The organism is Plantactinospora sp. ZYX-F-223, from assembly GCF_039649625.1.
Lineage (GTDB): Bacteria > Actinomycetota > Actinomycetes > Mycobacteriales > Micromonosporaceae > Plantactinospora.
In genome coordinates, this window is the sequence record NZ_JBDJAV010000007.1 from 87,712 (window position 1) to 108,660 (window position 20,949).

Consider the following 20,949-nt stretch of genomic DNA (forward strand, 5'->3'; position numbering starts at 1 on the left):
GCGGGGCAGCTCGACAGTCTCCGTCCGGGACACCGCCTCGACGCCGCGTCTCGGATCGACAGACCGCTCAGAAGTAGGTCCGCAGCACGTCCACGATGGTGTGGTCGTCGTCGACCACCGGTAGCGCCCGCCACTTGTCGAAGGCGGTGCACGGGTGGGAGATGCCGAAGCAGACCAGATCACCCGGGCCCAGCTCGACGCCGGGCGGGACCGCGAGATAGCCGTGGTGGTCGTCGAGCCGGCTGACGGTCACCCCGGTGCCGGGACGCAGCTCGCCGGAACGGCGCCGGATCCGCAGCGGCACCGGCAGCCCTTCGTCGTACGGGGCGTCCCGCTTGCCCATGCCGACGATCGCCAGCCCCGGCTCCGGAGTGGAGGTGACCTGCGCCCAGAGCTCCAGGGCCGGGTCGAGAGCGCCCTCGCCGGGGATCCGTCGGAACGGCGTGTGCTCGGCGTAGAAGCCGTGGTCGTGGGTGACGTAGGCACCGCTGCGCAGCACCACCCGCAGGTCGTGCCCGGTCAGCCAGGCACCGCCGAGTTCCTCGGCCACCAGGTCGAACCACGCGCTGCCACCGGCGCTGACCAGCACCTCCGGGCCGACCAGCCCTCGGCGGGCCAGCTCGGTCGCCGCCGACCGGAGCCGCCGCAGGTACGCCGACACGGCCGCGCCGTCCGGCAGCCCGCCCTCGTAGCCGGCGACGCCGTCGAGGCGTACCCGGTGGGTCGCGGCGACCGCCTCGGCGACCTCGACCACCTGCTCCACGCTGCGGCAGCCGGCCCGCCCGCCGGGGAAGCCGAGCTCGACCAGGACCCGTACCGGGGTACCGGCCGGCTGGTCGGCGAGCGCCGTCTCGATCGCCGCTACTCCGGCGACCGCGTCCACGAAGAAGTACGCCTCGAAACCCCGGTCGACCTCCCGGGCCAGCCAGCGCAGCGGCACCGGATCGAGCAGCTCGTTGGCGAGCAGCACCCGGGGTACGCCGAGGGCGCGGCAGGCGAGCACCTGGTTGGCGGTGGCCATGGTGATCGCCCAGGCACCGGCGGACAACTGGGCGGCGAGCAGCGACGGCGCCATGCTGGTCTTGCCGTGCGGGGCGAACGAGAAGCCGTGCCGGGCGCAGAACCCGGCCATCGTGGCGACGTTGTGCGCGACGGCGGAGCGCCGGACGGCCAGTACCGGCCAGGTGACGGCGCCGCCGAACAGCGAGTGCCGGGCGGCGGCGAACGCCGCGTCCGGGACCGGCGTCTCGGGCTGCCAGAACCCCTTGGCGCGCCAGTCGAGCGCGGGCTCGTCGAGTTCGTGGCGCACCGACTCTCCCCGGGCAGGTTCGGATATGGCTCGCTGTTGGCTGCCCAGCCTGCCGCATGCGGACCTTCCTCGTCAACGACTTGACGAGGGTGGCCGGCGGGACCCAGGCTAACCACGCCACCGTTAACGGACCACTTTCGAACCTGGAGAGCCGGATGGTGATCGGTCTCGTCATCCACGCCAGCCACCGCACCGTCTTCGAGGACGCGGCCCGCACGCTGGCCGGGGTGACGCTGGAGTGGATCGTCTACGAGCACGAGAACGCGGTCCGGGGACTCGTCGACGGACTGCTCGCCCGGCAACGCGTCGACGGCCTGCTGCTCGGCCCGGTCCCGTACGCGAAATGCCGTGACCTGCTCCCGGCGGACCTGCCGGTGGCGATCCTGCGCTCGGCCGGACTGGACCTGTCGCTGGCGCTGTTCAAGGCGCTGTCCCGGGGCTGGCGACCCACGCCGGTGAGCATCGACACCTATGACACCCAGACCGTGGACGAGGTGGCCCGGGCCCTGGAACTGGACCGCTCGCAGATCAGTTGCCTGCCCTACGACCCGGAACAGAGCGTGGCCGAGATCGTCGCGTTCCACCGGGCGGCGCTGGCCCGGACCGGCGCCGACTACGTGATCAGCCTGCGTACGGCGGTCGCGGCCCAGCTACAGGGCGGCGCCCGGGTCCTCGGCGGTCTGCCCGGGCCGGCCACCCTGCGGGCCCAACTGCACGAGCTGGCCCTCCAGGTGCAGTCCAAACAGGCCAGTGCGCTGCGGTTCGCCGCCGGCATCTTCCTGGTCGGCCGGGCCGGCCCGCAGCTCGACCTGGACCGGGCCCGGGTGGGGCTGATGAACCTGCTGCTCAACACGCCGGAGTTCGGCGACGCCTGGATCGAGAACCGGGGCCGGCGCGGCGTGGTGGTCTTCGCCCACCAGGCCCTCTTCGAGCAGGCGACCAACAGTTGGGTGTCGCTGCCCGCGCTCGGCCAGGCGCAGGAGACCCTCGGCATCCGGGTCGCCGCCGGATTCGGGGTCGGCGCCTCGGCCCGGAGCTGCCTGCACCTGGCCGAGCGGGCGGTCGCCCGGGCCGAGCAGGAGGAGTCGCCGAGCGCGTACCTGGTCGAGGACGGTGGCGTCATCATCGGGCCGATGAGCCCGGCCGGGGCCGCGCTCGCCTTCACCTACCGGGAGCACGGCGCCGAACTCGAACGGCTGGCCGCCGAGGTGGGACTGAGCGCCGCGACGCTGTCCCGGCTCTCCGCCATCGAACGGGCCCTGGAGGGCCGGGCCATCTCCCCCAGCGACCTGGCCCAGCAGCTCGGCATCACCGATCCCAGTGGCCGCCGGCTGATCCGCAAGCTGAGCGAATCGGGCCTGGTCGAGGTGGAGGGGAGCACGCAGGTGCACCGCAAGGGGCGCCCGGCCCGGCTCTACCGGCTCCGCATCGGCGCCGCCGGCGGGGCCGGGCCGGTGCCCGCCCCGGTCGAGGCGGCGCCGTGACCGGATCCGCTGCCGAGTCCGGTCGGGAGGGCTGGGACCTGCTGCTCACCGGCGGGGACCTGCTCGATCCGGGTACCGGCCGGGCGGGGCGGCACGACGTCGCCGTCCGGGACGGCCGGATCGCGGCGGTCGCACCCGTGCTGCCCCGGGAGCGGGCCGCCGAGCTGGTCGAGCTGGCCGGCAGGCTGATCACGCCCGGCCTGGTCGACCTGCACACACACGTGCACGCCGGGGCGACGTACTGGGGGATCGACCCCGACCCGGTGGCCTGGCGCTCCGGCGTGACCACCTGGGTGGACGCCGGTTCGGCCGGGGCGTACGGGTTCGCCGCGTTCGCCGCCGCCTCGGCCCGGTACACCGTCCGGGTGCCCGCGCTGCTGAACATCTCCGCGGTGGGGCTGGTCGCCCCGGTCGGCGAGTCCCGGGAGCTGGCCAACTGCGACGTCGAGCTTGCGGTGGCGACCGTACGGGCGCACCGGGACAGCATCGTCGGGATCAAGGTACGGATGGACCGGCACAACGTCGGTACGCACGGCCTGGCCCCGTTGCGCCGGGCGGTCGAGGCGGCGCAGGCGTGCGGACTGCCGGTGATGGTGCACATCGGCGCGGCGCCGCCGACGGTGGCGCAGCTGCTGCCGCTGCTGCGTCCCGGCGACTTGATCACGCACTGCGCCAGCGGCATCGCCGCCGGCCCGGACGGCTTCGACCCGGCGGCGAAGGAGGCGTACCAGGCGGGGGTGCGCTTCGACCTCGGGCACGGCTCCGGCGGCTTCGCCTTTGACGTCCTGGAGGCGCAGTTGGCGGCCGGCATGCCGCCGCACGCCGTCTCCACCGACCTGCACAGCCGGTCGCTGCACGGCCCGGTTTTCGACCTGCCGACCACGATGGCCAAGATGCTGGCGGTCGGGATGAGCCTGCCCCAGGTGGTGGCGGCGGCGACCGTCGGACCGGCCCGCGCGCTCGGCCTGCCGGACGGGATCGGCACGCTCGCGGTCGGCGCACCGGCCGACATCGCGGTCTTCACGATCGAGCCCGGCCGGTACGAGCTGGTCGACGTGCACGGGCAGCGCCGGTACGCCCCGCTGCGGCTGGTCAACGAGCTGACCTACCGGGCGGGCCGGCTGCTGCCTCCCCGGCAGACCGGGCCGGTGCCGCCGTGGGTCACGCTCACCGACGCGCAGCGCGCCGCGCTGGCCGACCGGGACCGGGCGGTACGCCGACTTCTCACCCCACCCCTGGTGGGCCCGGACGGGCTCGCCGAGCAGTTCCCCCGACACGGAGGTTGACCCCATGCCCAAGCAGATCGTCGTGGCCGACCAGGCGGTGCTGAACGGGTTCGACATCGAGATCGACGCGGTGCTCTACCTGGGCGACTGAGCCGGTCCGGGCAGGTGCCGTCCGGCCGGGCCGGACGGCGGCTCCGACCTGTCCTGATAGGGCACCTGAGCAGGGAAATTGTTACTTGACGGGCGACTGGCGGAACCCCAGCCTGGATGACATCCATATCGACCTAATTACGAACCTAGCTCGTTATTCGAGGAGGAAGCCCGTGCGGAAACTCCTGGCACTTCCCGCGCTGCTCGCGCTGGCGCTCGGCGCCGGTGCCTGCGCGCCCTCCACCGACGCACCCGCCGAGAGCACCGACAGCCGGACCGGCACCCTGCGGGTCTGGCTGTTCGACGAGGCCAACCGGGCCGCCAAGGAGGCGGTGATCAACGAGGCGATCGCCGAGTTCACCGCCAAGAACGCCGACGTGTTGGTCGACGTCAGCTACCTGGCCACCGACACCCGGGCGGAGAAGTACAAGGGCGCGCTGAACGACCCGGCGAGCGCGCCGGACGTCACCGAGGTCGGCAACACCGACCTTGCCAACTTCGTCGCCTCGAACGGGATGGCCGACGTCACCGAGGACAACAAGAAGTGGGCCGAGGCCGCCGACCTGCCGGCCGACCTGGTCCAGACGGTCACCGTGGCCGGCAAGGCGTACGGGGTGCCGTGGTGGATCGGCGTCCGGGCGCTCTACTACCGCACCGACGTCTTCACCGAACTCGGACTCACTCCCCCGACCTCGTACGCCGAACTGGTCGCCGCCGCCAAGAAGATCCGGGCCGAGCGCAAGGACATGCTCGGCATCGCGGTCGGCGGGCTCTACACCTTCGGCGCGCTGCCGTTCGTCTGGGACGCCGGAGGCGACATCGCGACCAACTCGGCTGGGAAGTACACCGCGGCCATCGACTCGCCCGGGTCGAAGGCGGGGATCAAGGCGTACACCGACCTGTTCAGCCCGGAGATCTGCCCGGCCCAGCAGTGCGTCGACCTGACCGGCGGCGGGACCGTCGAGGCGTTCGCGGCCGGCCGGGCCGGGATGGGCATCCTGGGCAACTTCAACCGCTCGGCGGTGGAGGCCGGCGCGGTGAAGGGGAAGTACGGGGTGGTGCCGCTGCCCGGCACCAAGCCCGGCTCGATCGCGCCCGCCTTCGCCGGCGGCAGCAGCCTCGGGGTGTTCCGCTCCACCACGCACCGCAGCCTGGCGGTGGAGTTCATGCAGTTGCTGGCGAGCAAGAAATACACCCTGAAGCTCTACGCCGCGATGGGTTTCGTGCCGGCGATGAAGTCCGGCCGGGCCGAGGTGATCGCCAAGGAGCCGTTCCTGAAGCCGTTCGTGGAGACGATGGAGGCGGGGACCAGGTTCGTCCCGGTCGACAAGGCGTGGACCACCATCGACGCCGAGAAGATCCTGCCGAACATGCTGCAAAAGGTGATCACCGGTAAGGCGACCGTCGACGCCGCGGCCGCCGAGGCGAACACCCAGATCACCGCGGCGTTCGGGAAGTAGCCAGCGTGCCGTCGTCCGCAACGATCCGCCGGCAGCAGCGGCTGATGCCCGGGTTGCTGCTGCTGCCGGCGCTCGCCGTGCTGGTGCCGATGTTCGGGTACCCGCTCTATCAGCTCGGCCTGCTCTCCCTGTTCGACTACGGGCAGCCGCAGGTCTCCGGCGGCGAGCCGGCCCGGTTCGTGGGGGCGGGCAACTTCTCCAACCTCTTCGCCGATCCGGCGTTCTGGACGGTGCTCGGCCAGACGGTGGTCTTCGCCGCCGGGTGCGTGCTGGTGACCCTCGCCGTCGGTGCCACGCTGGCGGTGCTGATGACCCGGATCGGCAAGCTGGCCCGGACCCTGCTGTCGTACGCCGCGCTGACCGCCTGGGCGGCACCGGCGATGACCGGCTCGGTGGTCTGGATGTTCCTCTTCGACAGCAACCTCGGCCTGGTCAACGAGGTGCTGGGGCTGGACGGCCACAACTGGCTCTACGACCGGACCGTGGCCTTCGGCCTGGTCGGTGCGGTGGTGGTCTGGCACTCCTTCCCGTTCGTGATGATCACCCTGTACGCGGGCATCCAGGCCGTCCCGCCGTCGGTGCTGGAGGCGGCGGCGCTGGACGGTGCGGGCCCGGCCACCGCGTTCCGCCGGATCACGGTGCCGATGCTGCGACCGCTGATCGCGATCGTGGTGATCCAGTCGATCATCTGGGACTTCAAGATCTTCACCCAGATCTACGTGATGACCCGGGGCGGCGGCATCGCCGGCCAGAACATGGTGCTCAACGTGTACGCGTACCAGAAGGCGTTCGCCTCGTCGCAGTACGGCCTGGGCTCGGCGATCGGCATCGTGATGACACTGATCCTGCTGGTGGTCACCCTCTGCTATCTGCGCGCGCTGCGCCGCACCGGGGAGGTGCTCTGATGCGTCGCCGTGTCGCGGACACCGTCGCGATCCTGGTCGCGCTGGTCACGGTCTTCCCGATCTACTGGATGGTGCTGTCGGCGCTGAAGCCGACCGGCGAGATCCTCTCCGCCGATCCGCGCCCGTGGACGCTGCACCCGACCCTGGACCACTTCCGCTCCGCGCTCGGGGTGAGCGGCTTCGGCCGGTACTTCCTGAACAGCCTGGTCGTCGCGCTGGCCGTGGTCGCGCTGAGTGCGCTGGTCGCGTTCCTGGCCGCGGTGGCGCTGACCCGCTACCGGTTCCGGACCCGCAGCACCATCCTGGTGCTCTTCCTGATCGCCCAGATGGTGCCGGTCGAGGCGCTGAGCATCCCGCTCTTCTTCCAGATCCGCGACCTGGGCCGGACCGTGCCGGGCGTCGGGCTGAACACCCTCGGCTCGCTGGTGCTGGTGCAGTTGGCGTTCAGCCTGCCGTTCGCGATCTGGATGCTGCGCGGCTTCGTCGCGGCGGTGCCGCCGGAGGTGGAGGAGGCGGCCACCGTGGACGGCGCCTCCCGGTTCACCATCCTGTGCCGGATCCTCTTCCCGCTGATCGCACCCGGCCTCGCCGCGACCAGCGTCTTCTCCTTCATCACCGCCTGGAACGACTTCCTCTTCGCCAAGACCTTCATCATCAGCGCCACCGAGAACCAGACCCTGCCGGCCGCGCTGCTGGTCTTCTTCAAGCCGGACGAGAACGACTGGGGCGGCATCATGGCCGCCTCCACCCTGATGACCGTGCCGGTACTCGTCTTCTTCGTCTTCGTCCGGCGCCGGCTGGTCGCCGGGCTCGGTGGGGCGGTGAAGGACTGATGCCGCTGCCCCGTCCGGCCACCACCCGCGAGGGGTCGGGAGCGTTCGCGCTCGGTCCGGCCACGACCCTCGGCGCGGAGTCCGGCTGTGCCGGGGTGGCCCGGCTGCTCCGGGAAACCCTGGCCCGCTCCACCGGCCTGCCCCTGCCGGACCCCTCCCCCGGCGACGGCGTTCGCTTCGGGGGTGGCGCCGTCGCCGGGGGAGGCAGCATCGCGCTCGCCGTCGACCCGGCACTGGCCGCCGAGGGCTACCACCTGCGGGTACGCCCCGACGGCGTCACCATCACCGGCGGCGCCCCGGCGGGCGTCTTCTACGGCACCCAGACCCTGCTCCAGTTGCTGCCGCCAGCCGTGCACCGCCGGGCCCGGGTCTCGGCCGGCCCGTGGAGGGTGCCGGCGGTGGAGATCTCCGACGCACCCCGGTTCGGCTGGCGCGGCTGCATGCTCGACGTGGCCCGGCACTTCATGCCGGTCGCCGGGGTGCTGCGCCTCGTCGACCTGCTCGCCGCACACAAGCTGAACGTGCTGCACCTGCACCTCACCGACGACCAGGGCTGGCGGGTGCAGATCCGGCGCTACCCCCGGCTGACCGAGGTGGGCGCCTGGCGGCCCGAGTCGATGGTCGGCTCCCGGCAGCACGAGCGCTTCGACGGCCGGCCGCACGGCGGCTACTACACGCAGGACGACCTCCGGGAGATCGTCGGGTACGCGGCGGAGCGCTTCGTCACTGTCGTACCCGAGATCGACCTGCCCGGGCACACCCAGGCGGCGATCGCCGCGTACCCGGAACTCGGCAACGACCCCGGCGAGCCGGTGGCGGTCTCGACCCGGTGGGGGATCTCCCGGCGGGTGCTGAACGTCTCCGACCGGACCCTCGACGTCGTCCGGCACGTGCTGGACGAGGTGATGGAGCTGTTTCCGAGCCGGCACATCGGGATCGGCGGCGACGAGTGTGACAAGTCCGAGTGGCGGGCCAGCCCGGCCGCCCAGCAGCGCCGGCGCGAGCTGGGGCTGCGCGACGAGGACGAGTTGCAGAGCTGGTTCGTCCGGCAGCTCCAGCGGCACCTGGCAGCGAACGGGCGGGTGCTGTTCGGCTGGGACGAGGTGCTGGAGGGCGGGCTGCCCGGCGAGGCGACGGTCGCGGCCTGGCGCGGGCCGGCGCTGGCGGTCGCGGCGGCCCGCGCCGGCCACGACGTGGTCTCCTGCTGGGACACCTCCGCCTATCTCGACTACCGGCAGTCGGACCGGCCGGACGAGCCGATCCCGGTCGGCACGGTGCTCACCGTCGCGGACGTGCGGGCCTTCGAGCCGGTACCCGCCGAACTGCCGGCCGACCTGCGGCACCGGATCGTCGGGGCGCAGTGCAACCTCTGGACCGAGCACGCCGACAACCCGCGTACCGTCGACTATCTGGCCTTTCCCCGGCTCTCCGCGTTCGCCGAGGCGGTCTGGTCGGCACCGGGCACGATGGACGGCTTCGACGACCGGCTGCGGGAGCACCTGGGCCGGCTGGATGCGCTCGGCGTGGAATACCGGCCACCGGGCGGGCCGCTGCCCTGGCAGCGCCGGCCGGACGCGGCGGGCTGGCCGCGCCAGCGGGCCGACCGGGACGCCGAGCTGGCCCGGATCACCGGCAACGTACTGCGGCAGCGCGCGGGTGGACCCGGTTCCGACCATGCGACGACTCCGCCCGGTCCCGGCCGTCCGGCGGCGCCGTCGAGTTCATGATCCGGTCGAAACCGCGTCCGTCCTATCTGGAACAATGCTGGCCGGATCCGGCGCCGTGCCGGACCGATCATCCATTGGGAGCATTCGTGCCGGTTACCGCCAACCTTGCCAAGCTGGTCGACAAGGAGTACCAGGACAAGAGCATGGCCGAACTCGTCGACGCCCCGGTCGCCGCGCTCGCCGGAGTCAGCGAGCGGGCCGCGACGCACCTCAAGGAGGCGCTGGGCATCAAGACCATCGGTGACCTCGGCCGCAGCCAGTACTTCCGTACCGCCAGCGCGCTGGTCGCGCTCGCCGACGACAAGTAGTCGGCTGACACGCCGAGCCGCCGAGGCGTAGTCGAGTGTCGGGGCGCCGGCCTAGCTGCCGACGCCCCGACCGGCGGCACGACGCCGCACCTCCCTACCCCTGGCCGGCGTACGACCGGAGCGTGACGTACTTGTCCGGCAGGCCGTACTCGCCGATCAGCAACCGGAAGTTCCCGAAGTACGAGCCGTCGATCCGCCACACCTGCTCGTGGTCGGCGAGCTGCCGGACCAGCCGTCGCTGCCGCTCGTCGAGGGCGTCGAACGGGACGTCGCCGGTCAGCGCCCCACCCGGGAAGGCGAGTTTCAGCGCCTCACCGACGACGTGCAGCGCCTCGACGCCGGAGACGGCCGGAATCCGGCGCAGCAGCGCGTCGAACGTCTCGACCGTCCGGCCGGCACCGAGCTGGGCGAGCGCCTGCCCGGCGAACCCGGCCAGGTCGCCGTCGAGGAACGGCACCCGGTCGTCGCTCGGGCTCTCGCCGCCGGCCCAGCCCAGCAGCTCGGCGGCGACCGCGGGGTCCGCCCGTGGCCCGTGCGCCCGGGCCAGCCCGATCGCGGCGCCCCACCGGACCAGCGGACGCCGGTCGTCGAGCAGGGCGGGGTCCGGCGCCCCGCCGAGCAGCCCGATCGCCACCAGGGCGGTCGCGGCGAGCACCGTGTGGTCCGGGCCGTCCGCGGCCGTCGCCCCGACCTCCAGCGCCTCGGTGACGGCACCGGCCAGCACCGGCAGGCTGCCCTCGGCCTCCTCGGGAAACCACGACAGCGCGTACCCGGCCATCACCCGCAACTCCAGGTCGTGCTCGCTGGCGAGCAGGGTACGCAGCAGCGGCACCCCGGCCCGGACCGCGTCGTACGCGGCGACGACCACGTGGGTGTACAGCCTGTCCTGGTCGTCCTCGGAGAGTGACGCAAGGTACTCGGCGTCGCCCTCGTCCTCGTCGAAGTCGTCGTCGCCCGGATGCGGTGCGGCGGCGAGCAGTTCCGCCCCGCCGGCCGCCTGCTGCCGGTGCTCGGCGATCGGCAGTCCGTCGGGCAGCCACTGCTCGTCGTAGCCGACGGCGATGGCGGCCAGCAGGCCGACCAACTCCTCCCGTTCGGCGGTGGCCGGGTCGGCCAGCAACTCCAGCAGGAACGGCACCGCGTACGCCGTCGCCTCGTACCGGGTGCCCTGGTGGAAGATGTTGCCGTAGAGCTGCCAGCGGGCCTTCTCCCGGATCGCGGCGTCCGGCGAGCGCAGCGCGCGGAGCTGCTCGGGCACGTCCTCGGCGGTGCCGTAGGCGTGCCCGAGCCGTTCCCAGTCAATGTCGTCGAGTCGTTCCAGCACCCGGCCATGATGTCAGCCGGATCGGCCGGCGGGTGCCCCCTACCGGACGGGCACCGTCGAGGTCACCAGGTGCCGGGCGTACGCCTCGGTGGTGAAGAAGGCCGGTAGCTCCTCGCCGAGCGCGGTCTGCACGAAGATCTCCGCCGCCCGGGTCAGCCGGTCCCGTTCCTCCACCGACCGTTCCGCGTTCAGCCTCGTCACCTCCTCGACCAGGATGGACCGGACCAGTCCCTCGGTGACCCGGCCGCCCTCGGCCAGCGGCGTCGCGTGGTGCAGCCACTGCCACACCTGACAGCGGGCGATCTCGGCGGTGGCCGCGTCCTCCATCAGGTCGAAGATGGCCGCCGCGCCGGTGCCGGCCAGCCAGGCGTCGAAGTAGCGCAGCGCCACCGCCACGTTGCCGCGCAGCCCCGCGCCGGTGACCCGGCCCGGGGTACGGTCCACCGACAGCAGGTCGTCCGCGCCGACCGTGACCTCGGGGCGGCGCCGGTCGAGCTGGTGCGGGCGGTCGCCGAGGACGGCGTCGAAGGCTTCCCGGCAGACCGGCACCAGCCCCGGGTGGGCCACCCAGGAGCCGTCGAACCCGTCGGCGGCCTCACGCTCCTTGTCCGCCCGGACCTTGCCGAGGGCGATCCGGTTGGCCTCCGGATCCCGGCTCGGGATGAAGGCGGCCATCCCGCCGATCGCGTGCGCCCCGCGCCGGTGACAGGTCCGGACCAGCAATTCCGTGTACGCCCGCATGAACGGCACCGTCATCGTCACGTCGCCCCGGTCCGGCAGCACGAAGTCGTCCCGCCAGCCGAAGTTCTTGACGATGCTGAAGATGTAGTCCCACCGTCCGGCGTTCAGCCCGGCGCAGTGCTCGCGGAGTTCGTACAGGATCTCGTCCATCTCGAACGCGGCGGTGATGGTCTCGATCAGCACGGTGGCCCGGACGGTCCCCTGCGGGATGCCGAGATAGCTCTGGGCGAACCGGAAGACCTCGGCCCACAGCCGCGCCTCGCGGTGGCTCTCCAGCTTCGGCAGGTAGAAGTACGGGCCGCTGCCGGCGTCGAGCTGCCGCTGCGCGCAGTGGAAGAGGTAGAGCCCGAAGTCGACCAGGGTGGCCGAGATCGCCCGCCCGTCGACCACGACGTGCTTCTCCACCAGGTGCCAGCCGCGCGGCCGGACCACGATGGTGGCGAGGTCGTCGCCGAGGGCGTACCGCTTGCCGCCCGGCGCGGTGAAGTCGATCCGCCGGTCGATCGCGTCGACCAGGTTGAGCTGCCCGCCGATCACGTTGTCCCAGGTCGGCGCGAGCGCGTCCTCGAAGTCGGCCAGCCACACCTGCGCACCGGAGTTCAGCGCGTTGACCGTCATCTTCCGGTCGGTCGGGCCGGTGATCTCGACTCGCCGATCGTGCAGGCCCGGTGCCGGCGGCGCCACCCGCCAGCTCGGGTCGGCCCGGATCGCCTCGGTCTCGGGCAGGAAGCCGGGGAGCTGGCCGTCGGCGTAGCGGGCCCGGCGGGCCCGCCGGGTGTCCAGCAGGGCCACCCGGCGGGCCGCGAACTCGCTGTCGAGCGCGACCAGGAAGTCCAGCGCCTTGGGGCTGAGGATCTCGTCGTACCGCTCGCGCAGCGGTCCGGTCACTGCGATTCTCATGACGGCACTCCGCTCCGCTCCGTGCCCTCATGAGGCACATCGACACTGAGCTGGCTGATTCGCTCGCTACGCTCGCTCATGCGAACTGCTCCTCCTCGGTCGAGCCGCGCAGTGCGGTGGTCTCGGCGGCCGGGTTCAGCACCGTGCTGACCAGGTCGAAGTAGCCGGTGCCGACCTCGCGCTGGTGCTTGACCGCCGTGTAGCCGTACGCCTCGGCGGCGAACTCCCGTTCCTGCAACGACACGTACGCCGGCATGCCGTCGGCGGCGTAGCCGCGGGCCAGGTCGAACATCGAGTAGTTCAGCGCGTGGAAGCCGGCCAGGGTGATGAACTGGAAGCGGTAGCCCATGTGCCCGAGCTCCCGCTGGAACTTGGCGATGGTGGCGTCGTCGAGGTGCTTGCGCCAGTTGAACGACGGCGAGCAGTTGTACGCCAGCATCTGGTCCGGGTACACCGCCTTGATCTCCTCGGCGAACCGGCGGGCCAGTTCCAGGTCCGGGGTGCTGGTCTCCATCCAGAGCAGGTCGGCGTAGGGGGCGTAGGCGAGTCCCCGGGCCACGCAGGCGTCCAGCCCGTTGCGGACCCGGTAGAAGCCCTCGGCGGTCCGCTCACCGGTGACGAACGCCCGGTCCCGCTCGTCGACGTCGGTGGTGAGCAGCGTCGCCGCCTGCGCGTCGGTACGGGCGATGATCACCGAGGGGACACCGGCCACGTCGGCGGCGAGCCGGGCGGCGTTGAGGGTCCGGACGTGCTGCCCGGTCGGCACCAGCACCTTGCCGCCGAGGTGCCCGCACTTCTTCTCCGAGGCGAGCTGGTCCTCCCAGTGCACCCCGGCCGCGCCAGCGACGATCATCGCGGTCATCAGCTCGTACGCGTTCAGCGGCCCGCCGAACCCGGCCTCGGCGTCGGCGACGATCGGGGCGAGCCAGTCGATCCCGGCGTCGTCGGCCCCGGTGCGGCGGCCCTCCGCCGTCTCGATCTGGCCGGCGCGCAGCAGCGCGTTGTTGACCCGGCGCACCACCGCCGGCACGGAGTTGGCCGGATAGAGGCTCTGGTCCGGATAGGTGTGTCCGGCGAGGTTGGCGTCGGCGGCGACCTGCCAGCCGGAGAGGTAGATCGACTTGAGCCCGGCCCGGACCATCTGCACCGCCTGGTTGCCGGTGAGCGCACCGAGCGCCGGGACGAAGTCCTCCTGGTGCAGCAGGCCCCACAGCCGCCGGGCACCCCGGTCGGCGAGGGTGTGCTGCTCCTGCACCACGCCACGCAGCCGGACGACCTCCTCCGGCTGATAGACCCGCTCGACGCCCCGCCAACGCGGGTCGGTGGCCCATTCGGTACGCAACCGCTCTGCCGGCGTGCTCATGGAAGTCTCCTCGGGGTTCAGTCGATAGTCGACAACTCACCGTCCATCAGGACTTGGCGAAACTGTGGCACGGTCGTCGGCGACGGGTCGAGACACGGAAACAGCCAACTATTGAAAAGTCTCGACCGCATTTTGCAAAGTTGCGAATGTGCTGCTTTTCAGATGTGTTAATGTGACTGGATCCGGGCGGAGGGAGGCGCCGTGGCCAAGACGTTCGCGGGTGCGCGGCTGCGCCGGCTGCGCGAGGAGCACGGCATCAACCAGATCGAGCTGGCCCGGCAGCTCGCCATCTCGCCCAGCTATCTCAACCAGATCGAGCACGACTCCCGCCCGCTGACCGTCCCGGTGCTGATCCGGATCACCGAGGTCTTCGGCGTCGACACCGCCTACTTCGCACCGCACGACACGCCCCGGCTGGTCGCCGAGCTGCGCGAGGCGCTGCCGACCCGGGCCAGCCTGCCCGACCTCACGGAACTCGCGGGCAAGCTGCCCGAGGTGGCCGAGGCGGTGATCGACCTCTACCGGCGCTACCGGCAGGTCGACGACCAGCTCGCCGAGGTGGTCGGCGACCGGGGGCTGGTGCCCGGCCGCAGCCCGCACGACCAGGTCAGCGACTTCTTCTACCGCCGGCAGAACTACGTCCCGGAACTGGACGAGGCGGCCGAGGCGCTGGCCGCGCAGATCGGGATCCGCCGGGGCGAGACCCGGGCCGCGCTGAGTGACCGGCTCGCCGGCCGGCACGGCATCCGGATAGTCCGGCAGGATCCCGACTCGCTCGCCGGTGACCTGCACCGCTACCGGCCGGAGACCCGCACCCTGCACCTGTCGACCTCGCTGCGCTCGGGCCAGCGGGCGATCCGGATGGGCGCCCAGATCGCGCTGCTCGAATTCGCCGACGTCATCGACGAAATCATCGAGGAGGAAAACGTCGCCGACCTGCAAACCCAGATCCTCATGCGGGTCGGATTGGCGAACTATTTCGCCGCCGCGCTGATTCTGCCGTACCGGGAATTCCTCATCGCGGCCGAGACGATGCGATACGACATCGAACTGCTGACCGACCACTTCGCGATGGGCTGGGAGAGCGTCTGCCACCGGCTGAGCACCCTGCAAAGACCGAGGGCGCGCGGGGTGCCGTTCTCGTTCGTCCGGGTGGACCGGGCCGGCAACATGTCCAAGCGCCAGTCGGCGACCGGCTTCCCGTTCTCCCGCTCCGGCGGCACCTGTCCGCTGTGGAACGTCTACGAGGCGTTCGGCGCTCCCGGCCAGGTGATGACCCAGGTGGCGGCGATGCCGGACGGCCAGCGCTACCTGTGGATCGCCCGCACCGTGACCCGGCACCACGGCGGGTACGGCCAGCCCGGCAAGACGTTCGCGATCGGCCTGGGTTGCGAGACCCGGCACGCCGGCCGGCTCGTCTACTCCGCCGGGATGGACCTGCACGCGACCGAGGCGGCCACCCCGATCGGGCCGGGCTGCAAGACCTGCGAGCGGATGACCTGCCCGCAGCGGGCCGCCCAGCCGATCGGCCGGCAACTCGACCTCGACGAGAACCGGAGCACGTTCATCCCGTACCCGCTCCGCGAGCGGGACAGGTAGTCCACAGAGGATACTCAGCGAACGTCGAGAAAGTGCTTACAGTGACGGGCAGATAGCCTCAGCGTGACGATTGGGCCCGGCTTCCGTCGCATGCTCGACACTAGGTGGACGACCCCGGCGGCACTGCGGACTCTTGGCCCTACGTCGACTGAGACCGGCATGGTGCACCGGGCCGGGTCGGCTGGTCCGCGCCGATCGCGGACGTTCACGGGGTTCAGGCAGCACGGACGCACGTTGCGTCGCCGTGCGTACGCGCCTGTCGTGCACATCCCTCCCCCGTCAGTCGAACCGGGTCCGGGTGCTGGTCACCACGAGGGAGGAACGACGAATGAAACGGCACATGCGGGAGGATTACCTCGTCGAGGGCGAGGGCCTGCTCTGCTTCGACGACAAGCGCGAACCGACCACCCGCCGCCCGTCGACAACCGCCGAGCTGCGCAAGTTCCGGTTCTCCCGGCTCGGTCCGGAGGGTCGGGCACTCTCCGAGCCGACCCGCACCGCCGTCGCCGAGGCGATGGTGGCCGGCGCGAACGCCGACTCGGCGGACCCGGCCGTTCCCGCCGGGTACACGTACCTCGGCCAGTTCGTGGACCACGACCTGACCATGGACAACACCGCCGCCGCGCTGGGCGAGGACGTCTCCGTCGACGAGTTGCTCCAGGGCCGCTCCCCGGCGCTCGACCTCGACTCGCTCTACGGCCGGGGACCAGGGGACAAGCACGACCGGGTCTTCTACGCGGCTGACGGCGTACACCTGAAGACCGGCACCAGCGCGGCGGTGGCCGGCGACGACCCCGTGGTCAACCAGGACCGGGACGGCTTCGACCTGCCCCGGTCCGGGCTGGGGTCGAGCAAGCGGGAGCGGCGGGCGGCGCTGATCCCGGACGCCCGCAACGACGAGAACCTGGCGGTCGCCCAGACCCACCTGGCGTTCATCCGGTTCCACAACCGGGTGGTCGACCAGCTGGCCGAGGGCGGGCTCGCCGGACCGGCGCTGTTCCGGGCAGCCCGCTCGGTGGTGGTGAAGCACTACCAGTGGCTGCTGGTGACCGACTTCCTGCCCCGGATCGTCGCGCCGGAGGTGGTCGACGAGGTGTTCAGCCGGGGCCGCCGGTTCTTCGAGGTCTCCCCCGGCTACGGCTCCGGGCGGCGGGACCGGGCCGTGCAGCCGGGCGACCGGCCGACCATGCCGATCGAATTCTCCGTCGCGGCCTACCGGCTGGGACACAGCATGATCCGTGCCGTGTACGACTGGAACCGCGTCTTCAACACCTCGGACCACCCGGACGTACTGGCGCCCGGCACCCTGGAGCTGCTGTTCCAGTTCTCCGGCACCAGCGGCATCCTCTCGCCGGACGGCACCATCGCCGATCCCGAGTCGGGGTCGTTCGAGCGGCTGCCCACCAACTGGATCGCCGACTTCCGCCGCCTGTACGACTTCACCGAGGCCGGCCGGGACGACCTGGTCGCGGTCGTCAAGCGGGACGAAGCCGATCCGGGGCAGCGTCAGCTCAACCTGACCCAGCGGATCGACACCCGGATGGTGGACCCGCTGCGCAACCTGCCGCTCGGATCGTTCGGCGGCCAGGAGGCGCCGCCGGCGATCGAGCTGAACCTGGCCTTCCGCAACCTCACCCGGGCCGTGATGGTGCGGCTGGCCAGCGGTCAGCAGATGGCCCAGCTCTTCGACCTGGTGCCGCTCAAGGCCGACGAGATCCTGGGCGGCCTGGACGGGGCCGTGCTGGACGGGCTGACCGACGAGCAGAAGACCGAGCTGACCACCAACACGCCGCTGTGGTTCTACATCCTGCGCGAGGCGGAGTTCAACGGCGGCCGGCTCGACGGTGTCGGCGCGCGGATCGTCGCCGAGGTGTTCCACCGGGCCATCGAGGGAAGCCGGATCTCGATCCTGCGCGACCCGACCTGGCGGCCCACCCTCGGACCGGACGACGAGACGTTCCGGATGGTCGACCTGCTGCTGTACGCCTTCGAGGGCAAGGCCGAACTGCTCAACCCGGTCGGCTGAACCGAGCCGTACCGGTTTTCGCCTAGCCCGCCCGGGCCCGGCGAGCATGTCGAGCGGCCGGTCGGTGGGGGCGGACAAGCCTCCGCCGGCTGGCCCGGCCCGCCGGCCGGTCTGGGCCGGCAGCCGGTCTGGGCCGGCGGAGAGCCACCCGGTGTGCCCGGTGAAGACGCCGAGCGCCACCGGCCGCGTCCACCGGCTGGACTATTTACGACATTTCTGGATAGCGCAGCGTTTAGGTTTGATCACGGAGGGATGGTCACCGACGCGGGAGGTGCGGCTGGTGTTCGCCGCTGTGGGACGGTTCGTGGTCCGGCACCCGGTCTGGGTGATCGTGGCCTGGGTGATCGCGGCGGCGGCGGTGATCGGCTTCGCCCCGACCCTGACCGCCACCACCGACGAGGCGTCGTTCCTCCCCTCGCACTACGAGTCAATCCGGGCCATCGAGGTCCAGCGGAAGGCATTTCCGCAGGCCACCACGCCGGCCGCGATCATCGTCTTCGAGCGCCAGGACGACGCGCCGCTGACCGACGCCGACGCGGCGAAGGTGGCGGCGATCGGGCAGGCACTCGGCGGGCAGCGGATCCGCAACGTCGTCGCGGTGGTGCCGACACCGCCGTCACCTAACCGGTTGATCCAGATCGTCGCGGTACAGCTCAATCCGCAGCGCAGCGCGGGTGACCGGTCGCAGGCCGACGCAGTGCAGGCGCTCCGGGACGCGCTGCCGGCCCAGCTCGCCGACTCCGGCCTGAAGGCGGGCATCACCGGTACCGCCGCTCAGGCCCTCGACGCCCAGAAGTCGGGCGACCGGGCCAACGCGATCATCGGGGTGGCCACGATCGGGCTGATCCTGGTGCTGTTGTTGATCATCTTCCGCAGCCCGATCATCGCACTGCTGCCGGTGGTGGTGATCGGGGCGGTGTCGCAGGTCGCCACCGGGCTGATCGCCTGGGCCAACGACGCGTTCGACCTCAAGACCGACAGCTCGGTGAGCGCGATGCTGATCGTCGTACTGTTCGGGGTCGGCACCGACTACATCCTGTTCCTGATGTTCCGCTACCGGGAACGCCTCCGGATGGGCGAGGACCCCAAGACCGCGATGATCAACGCGGTGGCCCGCGCCGGGGAGGCGATCGCCTCGGCCGCCGGTGCGGTGATCATCGCGTTCCTGGCGCTGATCCTGTCGACCCTCGGCCTGTTCCGGTCGCTCGGCCCCGCCCTGGCCATCGCGGTCGCCACCACGCTGGTCGCCGGGCTGACCCTGATCCCGGCGGTGGTCTCGCTGCTCGGCACCAAGGTCTTCTGGCCGTCGAAGGCGTGGCGGCACGAGCCGACCGGTGCCCGGTTCACCGCCATCGGCCGCTCGCTGGGTCGCCGCCCGGCGCTGTACGCGGCGGTCTCCGGTGGCGCGCTGGTGGTACTCGCCGTCTTCGCGCTCGGCTTCCACCCGAACTTCGACCTCAGCAGCGGGTCCACCGCCACCGAGTCGGAGTCGAACGTCTGGAGCGGGGAGCTGCGCAAGGGGCTGCCGGCCGGCGCGACCGAGCCGTCGAACGTCTTCCTCCGCTCCGACACCGGTGCCCCGCTGCCGGCAGAGCAGCTCGGCGGGTACCGCGAGCGGCTGGCCGGGGTGCCCGGGGTCGGGCAGGTCGCGGAGCCGGCCCTGTCGCCGGACCGGACCGTGGCGAACTACGTGGTCACCCTGGCGGACACCCCGCAGTCCGCCGCCGCCCTGCGCACCGTGGACGGGCCGCTGCGGAAGACCGCGCATGCGGCGGCACCGGACGGCACGACCGCGCTGGTCGGCGGCATCACCGCGGTCTTCGTCGACATCCAGGCCGCGGTCGACCGGGACTACGCGGTGGTCTTCCCGGTCGCCGCCGTACTCATCATGGTCATCCTGGGTCTGCTGCTGCGCAGCATCGTGGCGCCCTGGTATCTGATGCTCTCGGTCGGCCTCGGCTTCGCCGCCACCCTCGGCGCGACCGTACTGATCTTCCAGATCGGGCTCGGCGAGCCCGGGCTGATCTTCATCCTGCCGGTGATCATGTATCTCTTCGTGGTCGCGCTCGGCACCGACTACAACATCCTGATGATCGCCCGACTCCGTGAGGAGGCCCGGGAGGGGCGCAGCCCGCGCGACGCCGCCAGCATGGCGATCCGGCACGCCGGACCGACGGTCGCCGCCGCCGGACTGATCCTCGCCGGCACCTTCGCCTCGCTGATGCTGGCCGGCAACAGCACCCTGACCCAGATGGGTTTCGCCATCTCCTGCGGCATCGCCATCGTCGCGTTCGTGATGTCGCTCTTCCTGACGCCGGCCATCACCGCACTGCTCGGCCACGCCGCCTGGTGGCCGGGGCACGAGGACACCGCGCCCGGTCCTGGCGGGCGACACCGACGGGACGAGCCCATCGCGTGACGCCCGCCGGGTAAGCCCGACGGCGGACCGGCCAGGACTGCCAGCACAGGTGACCGTCGGGGACGTCGTGGCCGGGACGCGTCAGGATCACCGGTCCCGCGGCCAGCCCTGCACCAGCCGGTAGCCGTCGAGCCGGGCCCGGCTGCACAGCAGTCGCGGCCGGCGCCGTTCCCGATGGCGACCATCGCCGCGACGCAGCGCCGACCGCCCGGCGCCGGGAGCCTTGACTTTCCGTCCGGAATGGCCGGGTATCAACATCGACGCTGCGGTACGGCGCATCCTATTTCCAGCCCATAAGGCGCCTATCATTTATTGACACACAATGTGGACAGCTCGCACCAAAGCACTGAGACCAGGATCATTGTGCCTGGTCGTTGGCCTGGCAGCCCGTCTGCCGAGGTTGTATATCGAATATACGAATCTTGTACGCATAGGCGACAACGCCTCATCTACATTGCATCGATCACCGAAGTGTGACCGCGCTGGTCCGCCGTAGAGGAGCGCCGCCGCAATGAGCCTCAAGATCGCGATCATCGATGATCGATCTGTTACGTTCCGCGGGCTGATCGAGGTGCTCAAGGACGCGGTGAGCCTGGAGTTGGCCGGCGTCTTCGCCGCCTTCGCGGATCCGCGGCTGCTCGCGTACCCGCGGGACGCCCTCATCGCGGTCGGAGATCCGTTTGCCCAGCCGGTACGCCAGCCTCTCCTGCTGCCGGGGAACCTTCCGGTAGTGGTCATGTCGAACTCGACGGACCCCGACGATGTGCGGGCGGCGCTGCGCGCCGGTGCCCGGGGCTACCTGTCCAAGGGAGCCAGCGTGACCAGCCTCGTCCGGGCCATAGGCGCCGTTGCCGCCGGCGACTTCTACCTCGGAAGCAACCTCGGCCCCGTCCTCGCGGCCGATCGCTCGCCGTCGGAGCAGCCCGGCGACGCCCCGGACCGGACCGTCGGCGCCGTGTCGGCCACGGCGCTCACGCCGCGGGAGCGGGAGGTGCTCACGCTTGTCGCGCAGGGCCTCACCCACAAGCAGATCGGCCAGCAGCTCGGCCTCTCCAAGCCCACCGTGGACACCTACCTGCATCGGGTACGGCGAAAGGTGCGGGCGCACAACAAGGCCGGGCTGACCCGAGTCGCCATGGAGCTGCGCCTCATTCCGGGAATCTGATCCCGTCGCG

Annotated in this window: 15 protein-coding genes; 11 read left to right on the plus strand and 4 right to left on the minus strand. The window is 71.5% G+C overall.

Going from position 1 to position 20,949, the window contains the following annotated elements; translation table 11 throughout:
* Positions 1-67 precede the first annotated feature (67 nt).
* Complete coding sequence (locus AAH979_RS09355; RefSeq protein WP_346257663.1) at positions 68-1,309, minus strand: alanine racemase; 1,242 nt, start codon at positions 1,307-1,309, stop codon at positions 68-70.
* Positions 1,310-1,464: 155 nt separating this feature from the next.
* On the opposite strand from AAH979_RS09355, the gene AAH979_RS09360 reads away from it, so the two are divergent.
* The 7 genes from AAH979_RS09360 (at position 1,465) to AAH979_RS09390 (ending at position 9,402) form a co-directional block, all read left to right on the plus strand.
* Positions 1,465-2,793 (plus strand): MarR family transcriptional regulator, encoded by a 1,329-nt coding sequence (locus AAH979_RS09360; RefSeq protein WP_346257664.1) that lies wholly within the window; start codon positions 1,465-1,467, stop codon positions 2,791-2,793.
* Positions 2,790-4,079: an amidohydrolase/deacetylase family metallohydrolase gene (locus AAH979_RS09365; protein WP_346257665.1), complete on the plus strand. Its 1,290-nt coding sequence runs from the start codon at positions 2,790-2,792 to the stop codon at positions 4,077-4,079. Before AAH979_RS09360 ends, AAH979_RS09365 begins: the two co-directional genes overlap by 4 nt.
* A 263-nt stretch (positions 4,080-4,342) precedes the next feature.
* Complete coding sequence (locus tag AAH979_RS09370; protein WP_346257666.1) at positions 4,343-5,629, plus strand: extracellular solute-binding protein; 1,287 nt, start codon at positions 4,343-4,345, stop codon at positions 5,627-5,629.
* Between the two features lie 5 nt (positions 5,630-5,634).
* Positions 5,635-6,534, plus strand: a complete 900-nt coding sequence (locus tag AAH979_RS09375; protein WP_346257667.1) for a sugar ABC transporter permease — start codon at positions 5,635-5,637, stop codon at positions 6,532-6,534.
* On the plus strand, positions 6,534-7,367 hold the full coding sequence (locus AAH979_RS09380) for a carbohydrate ABC transporter permease (protein ID WP_346257668.1): 834 nt from the start codon (positions 6,534-6,536) through the stop codon (positions 7,365-7,367). Before AAH979_RS09375 ends, AAH979_RS09380 begins: the two co-directional genes overlap by 1 nt.
* A complete protein-coding gene (locus tag AAH979_RS09385; RefSeq protein ID WP_346257669.1) occupies positions 7,367-9,094 on the plus strand; it encodes a beta-N-acetylhexosaminidase in 1,728 nt (575 codons plus the stop codon). The genes AAH979_RS09380 and AAH979_RS09385 overlap by 1 nt, the downstream gene beginning before the upstream one ends.
* A gap of 86 nt (positions 9,095-9,180) precedes the next feature.
* Positions 9,181-9,402, plus strand: coding sequence for a hypothetical protein (locus tag AAH979_RS09390; protein WP_346257670.1), 222 nt, complete (start codon positions 9,181-9,183; stop codon positions 9,400-9,402).
* A gap of 94 nt (positions 9,403-9,496) precedes the next feature.
* Here AAH979_RS09390 and AAH979_RS09395 read toward each other — a convergent pair whose 3' ends face one another.
* From AAH979_RS09395 to aceA, 3 genes are all read right to left on the minus strand, one after another.
* The gene (locus AAH979_RS09395) at positions 9,497-10,726 is read right to left on the minus strand and encodes a hypothetical protein (RefSeq protein WP_346257671.1); all 1,230 of its coding nucleotides are present in this window, start codon (positions 10,724-10,726) and stop codon (positions 9,497-9,499) included.
* Positions 10,727-10,765: 39 nt separating this feature from the next.
* A complete protein-coding gene (gene aceB, locus AAH979_RS09400) occupies positions 10,766-12,367 on the minus strand; it encodes a malate synthase A (protein WP_346257672.1) in 1,602 nt (533 codons plus the stop codon).
* Between the two features lie 76 nt (positions 12,368-12,443).
* Entirely contained in the window at positions 12,444-13,730 is a 1,287-nt protein-coding gene (gene aceA, locus AAH979_RS09405; protein ID WP_346257673.1) for an isocitrate lyase, read from the minus strand.
* Between the two features lie 201 nt (positions 13,731-13,931).
* On the opposite strand from aceA, the gene AAH979_RS09410 reads away from it, so the two are divergent.
* The 4 genes from AAH979_RS09410 to AAH979_RS09425 all read left to right on the plus strand — a co-directional run bounded on the left by AAH979_RS09410 (position 13,932) and on the right by AAH979_RS09425 (position 20,939).
* Positions 13,932-15,329 carry a short-chain fatty acyl-CoA regulator family protein gene (locus AAH979_RS09410; protein WP_346257674.1) on the plus strand — a complete coding sequence of 466 codons (1,398 nt, stop codon included), beginning with the start codon at positions 13,932-13,934 and terminating at the stop codon, positions 15,327-15,329.
* 328 nt (positions 15,330-15,657) lie between these two features.
* On the plus strand, positions 15,658-17,355 hold the full coding sequence (locus AAH979_RS09415) for a heme peroxidase family protein (protein ID WP_346257675.1): 1,698 nt from the start codon (positions 15,658-15,660) through the stop codon (positions 17,353-17,355).
* 280 nt (positions 17,356-17,635) lie between these two features.
* The gene (locus AAH979_RS09420; RefSeq protein WP_346257676.1) at positions 17,636-19,774 is read left to right on the plus strand and encodes an MMPL family transporter; all 2,139 of its coding nucleotides are present in this window, start codon (positions 17,636-17,638) and stop codon (positions 19,772-19,774) included.
* Positions 19,775-20,285: 511 nt separating this feature from the next.
* Positions 20,286-20,939 carry a response regulator transcription factor gene (locus AAH979_RS09425; RefSeq protein WP_346257677.1) on the plus strand — a complete coding sequence of 218 codons (654 nt, stop codon included), beginning with the start codon at positions 20,286-20,288 and terminating at the stop codon, positions 20,937-20,939.
* Positions 20,940-20,949: the final 10 nt, after the last annotated feature.

What these genes read in the sequence shown, in the direction of transcription:
- AAH979_RS09360 (WP_346257664.1), top strand. Translation starts at nt 1,465, where the DNA reads ATGGTGATCGGTCTCGTCATCCACGCCAGCCACCGCACCGTCTTCGAG.
- AAH979_RS09380 (WP_346257668.1), top strand. Translation starts at nt 6,534, where the DNA reads ATGCGTCGCCGTGTCGCGGACACCGTCGCGATCCTGGTCGCGCTGGTC.
- AAH979_RS09385 (WP_346257669.1), top strand. Translation starts at nt 7,367, where the DNA reads ATGCCGCTGCCCCGTCCGGCCACCACCCGCGAGGGGTCGGGAGCGTTC.
- aceB (WP_346257672.1), bottom strand. Translation starts at nt 12,367, where the DNA reads ATGAGAATCGCAGTGACCGGACCGCTGCGCGAGCGGTACGACGAGATC.
- aceA (WP_346257673.1), bottom strand. Translation starts at nt 13,730, where the DNA reads ATGAGCACGCCGGCAGAGCGGTTGCGTACCGAATGGGCCACCGACCCG.
- AAH979_RS09415 (WP_346257675.1), top strand. Translation starts at nt 15,658, where the DNA reads ATGAAACGGCACATGCGGGAGGATTACCTCGTCGAGGGCGAGGGCCTG.
- AAH979_RS09425 (WP_346257677.1), top strand. Translation starts at nt 20,286, where the DNA reads ATGAGCCTCAAGATCGCGATCATCGATGATCGATCTGTTACGTTCCGC.